The sequence below is a fragment of the Microbacterium sp. genome (genome assembly GCF_031178525.1).
GTDB lineage: Bacteria > Actinomycetota > Actinomycetes > Actinomycetales > Microbacteriaceae > Microbacterium.
In genome coordinates, this window is sequence record NZ_JAPSJA010000235.1 from 1 (window position 1) to 3,609 (window position 3,609).

The window sequence follows — 3,609 nt, forward strand, 5'->3', positions numbered from 1 at the left end:
GCCGGATCGCCGCACTCGGCACGGCGGCCCAGCTGAAGTCACGGGTGGGTGGCGAGACCGTCGAGCTGCACGATGCGGACGGCAACGTGATCGACGCCGTGGCCGCGGACGGGACGGTCGCCGGCGTTCGCCGGGCGCTCGACACGATCGCCGCCCGGGGCACGGAGGGCAGCATCTCGGTCCGCCGGCCGACGCTCGACGACGTCTTCCTCGCGCTCACCGAGGGCTCCGCTCCCGCCGGGGCGCGACCCGAGACCCAGAAGGAGCTCGCATGACCGCCCTGACACTTCCCGCACGCCGCGTACCGGGCGGTCTCACCGCCGAGGCGGTGTTCATCGGCCGGAGCCTGCGGCACTCGCTGCGCGACGGCGAATCGCTCCTGATGGCGATCATGCTGCCGGTGATCCTGATGCTGATGTTCACCTGGGTGTTCGGCGGCGCGATCGACCCGTCGGGGCACTACGTCGACTTCGTCGTTCCGGGAGCCATCCTGACCTGCGCGGGCTTCGGCGCGAGCTCGACCGCGATGTACGTCGCGCGCGACATGACGAACGGGATCATGGACCGCTTCCGGACGATGCCGATCCGGGCGGGCGCCGTGCTCACGGGGCACGTGGTCTCGAGCCTGCTGCGCAACCTCGTCGCGACGGCAGTCGTGGTGGGCGTCGCGCTGCTCGTCGGGTTCCGCCCCACGGCGGGACCCCTCGAATGGCTCGGCACCGCCGGCCTCATCGCGCTCTACATCCTGGCTCTCACCTACCTGTTCGCGGCCATCGGACTGGCATCGGGCAGCCCCGAGGCGGCAAGCGCCTACGGCTTCGTCCTGCTGTTCCTGCCGTACGTCTCGAGCGCGTTCGTTCAGGTCGAGAGCATGCCCGACTGGCTCGAGCCGATCGCCGCACACCAGCCCCTCACGCCCGTGATCGACACGATTCGCGCGCTGCTGCTGGGCGGGGATGCGGGCTCAGATCCGGCCTGGGCGGTCGGATGGTGCGTCGCGATCCTGGCGATCGCGGTCGCGTTCGGCGCCTGGCTGTTCCGGCGCAGGGCCGGCCGGCGCTGAGCGTCGCGCGGGCGCTGACCCCGCGCGGGCCCGAGTGGTCTCCCGCCATCAGACCTCATCCCGCTCGCGAAACATCGACCTGCGGCGATGAGTCACGGTGCCCGTGAGGTCTCGCGGGTTCCCGCTCAGAGCGAGCTGGAACCCGCGGGATATGCCCCGCGCCGCACGACCGGCGGGTCTATGCCCCGAGGCGCTTGAGTGCGGACTGCACGACGTTCTTGGCGGATGCGGCGGCGCGGCCCACGGCCTCGGCTGCGCGCGCGGCGGGCTCGGGCAGCGCGGGCGCGCCGAGTTCGGCCACGTCCTCGAAGTCGCCCTCCGTGACGAAGAACGGCACCAGCCAGTCATCCACCTGCTCGAGCGGCTCGGGAGACAGGCTGTAGTAGCGGTGCTGTCCCTCCTCGCGCACCGTGACGAGGCCCGACTCGCGCAGCACCTTGAGGTGCTTCGAGACGGTGGGCTGACTGACGCCGAGCGCGGCGACGATCTGCGAGACGCTCGTGCCGGTGACTGCCTCCGACGACCGTCGCAGCAGGAGCTGCAGGATCTCGCGTCTCGTGCCGTCCGCGATCACGTCGAAGATGTCCGCCATGTGGCCAGGGTAGCGGGGTGCCATGCGGAGTACCATGATCCGGATCGGTCCGGCCTGTACGAAGGGGGAGGGGATGTCGCCAGGCACGCCGTTCGTGCCGCGCGCGGCATGGGCCCGCTTCGGAGAGGCCCTTCGCGACCTCACCACGTCCTCCCCCTCCCGCTTCGCGATCCTCGTGTTCGCGTCGCTCGTGCTCATCTTCACGGGGCTGCTCTCCCTGCCGATCGCCTCCGCCGACCGCAGCGTGACTCCTCTGTCGGATGCGCTGTTCACCGCGATGTCGACGATCTGCGTGACGGGACTGACGACGGTCGACATGGCGACCCACTGGTCGCCGTTCGGCCATGCGGTCGTGTTCGTCGGCGTCAACATCGGCGGCATGGGCGCACTGACCCTGGCATCGCTGCTCGGCCTGATCGTCTCGCGCAAGCTCGGCCTGCGCGCCAAGCTCATCGCGGCCGGCGACACGAACCCGCTGCGATCGCACGGCGGACCCGTGCACGAGAGCCAGACCGTCCGCCTGGGCGAGGTGGGACAGCTGCTGCGGACCGTCGCCCTGTCCACCGTCATCATCGAGGGCGCCGTCGCGGTCCTGCTGGTCCCGTCGATCCTGATGGCCGGCTACGACTGGCCCGACGCGCTGTGGATGGCGCCGCAGTACGCCGCGATGTCGTTCACCAACACGGGCTTCACGTTGAACGTCGGCGGCCTCGAGCCGTTCCAGCACGACTACTTCTTCCTCTCCGTGATCATGCTGAGCGTGTTCCTGGGGAGCATCGGCTTCCCTGTGATCTACGTGCTGTCGAAGCAGCTGTTCACGCCCCGCCGCTGGAACCTGCACGTCAAGCTCACGCTCGTCACCACCGCGGTGCTGTTCTTCGCCGGCGCGGTCGCCTTCGTGGCGCTCGAGTACCTGAACCCCGGGACACTCGGACACCGCGACGCGTGGGACACGACGTTCCAGTCTCTGTTCCTTTCGGCCATGACGCGATCCGGCGGCTTCTCGGTCGTCGACATCAGCGAGCTGCACGGGTCCTCCATGGTGGTCGGATCCATGCTCATGTTCGTCGGCGGCGGATCGGCGTCGACCGCGGGCGGCATCAAGGTCACCACGCTCGCGGTGCTCGCTCTCGGCGTGTGGTCGGAGGCGAAGGGACGCACGAGCGTCGAGGCGTTCGGCCGCCGGATCCCGAGCGACGTGCAGCGCGTCGCGGTCGCGGTCGTGGCGTGGGGCGCCACGATCGTCGCCCTGGCGACCATCGTGATCGCGCAGATCACGCAGGCGCCCATCGCGATGGTGCTGTTCGACGTCATCTCGGGCTTCGCCACCGTCGGTCTCTCGACGGGCCTCACGGCCGAACTCCCCGACTCGGCCGCCTACGTGCTGGCCGTGACGATCTTCATGGGCCGCGTTGGTACAGTCACACTTGCCGCGGCGGTCGCCGCGACATCCAGCCGGCAGCTGTACTCGCTGCCCGTCGAGAGGCCGATCGTTGGTTGAGCAGATCCGCAGCGACGCCCCCGTCCTGGTGATCGGGCTCGGTCGGTTCGGCGCCGCGTGCGCGGGCGAACTGGACCGGCTGGATCGCGATGTGCTCGCGATCGACGAGGACCTCGGCCTCGTGCAGAAGTGGTCGGAGCGGGTCACGCACACGGTGCAGGCGGACGCCCGCAACCTCGAGGCGCTCAAGCAGATCGGCGCGCAGGACTTCCAGGTCGCGGTCGTCGCGGTCGGCTCCAGCATCGAGGCCTCCGTGCTGATCACGGCGAACCTCGTCGACCTCAAGGTGCCGCAGATCTGGGCGAAGGCCGTGTCGCAGTCGCACGGCAAGATCCTCGCCCGCGTGGGTGCGAACCACGTGATCTACCCCGAGCGCGAGGCCGGTGAGCGCGTCGCCCACCTCGTCAGCGGCCGCATGCTCGACTTCATCCGCTTCGACGACGACTTCGTGCT

At 69.9% G+C, this 3,609-nt stretch carries 4 protein-coding genes and 1 pseudogene; 4 read left to right on the forward strand and 1 reads right to left on the reverse strand.

All coding sequences use genetic code 11. The annotated features are described in order from the left end of the window. Together RIF89_RS12215 and RIF89_RS12220 are read left to right on the forward strand one after the other, a co-directional pair. A pseudogene (locus RIF89_RS12215) lies at positions 1–275 on the forward strand (ABC transporter ATP-binding protein); the annotation flags it as partial. After that, positions 272–1,063: an ABC transporter permease gene (locus RIF89_RS12220; RefSeq protein WP_309069381.1), complete on the forward strand. Its 792-nt coding sequence runs from the start codon at positions 272–274 to the stop codon at positions 1,061–1,063. The pseudogene RIF89_RS12215 and the gene RIF89_RS12220, both read left to right, overlap by 4 nt. Before the next feature lie 178 nt (positions 1,064–1,241). Here RIF89_RS12220 and RIF89_RS12225 read toward each other — a convergent pair whose 3' ends face one another. After that, positions 1,242–1,655 (reverse strand): metalloregulator ArsR/SmtB family transcription factor, encoded by a 414-nt coding sequence (locus tag RIF89_RS12225; RefSeq protein WP_309069382.1) that lies wholly within the window; start codon positions 1,653–1,655, stop codon positions 1,242–1,244. 73 nt (positions 1,656–1,728) lie between these two features. On the opposite strand from RIF89_RS12225, the gene RIF89_RS12230 reads away from it, so the two are divergent. Both RIF89_RS12230 and RIF89_RS12235 read left to right on the forward strand, forming a co-directional pair. Continuing rightward, positions 1,729–3,156: a potassium transporter TrkG gene (locus tag RIF89_RS12230; RefSeq protein WP_309069383.1), complete on the forward strand. Its 1,428-nt coding sequence runs from the start codon at positions 1,729–1,731 to the stop codon at positions 3,154–3,156. Beyond that, positions 3,149–3,609: TrkA family potassium uptake protein (locus RIF89_RS12235; RefSeq protein WP_309069384.1), on the forward strand; the 461-nt coding region annotated here is incomplete at its 3' end. The genes RIF89_RS12230 and RIF89_RS12235, both read left to right, overlap by 8 nt.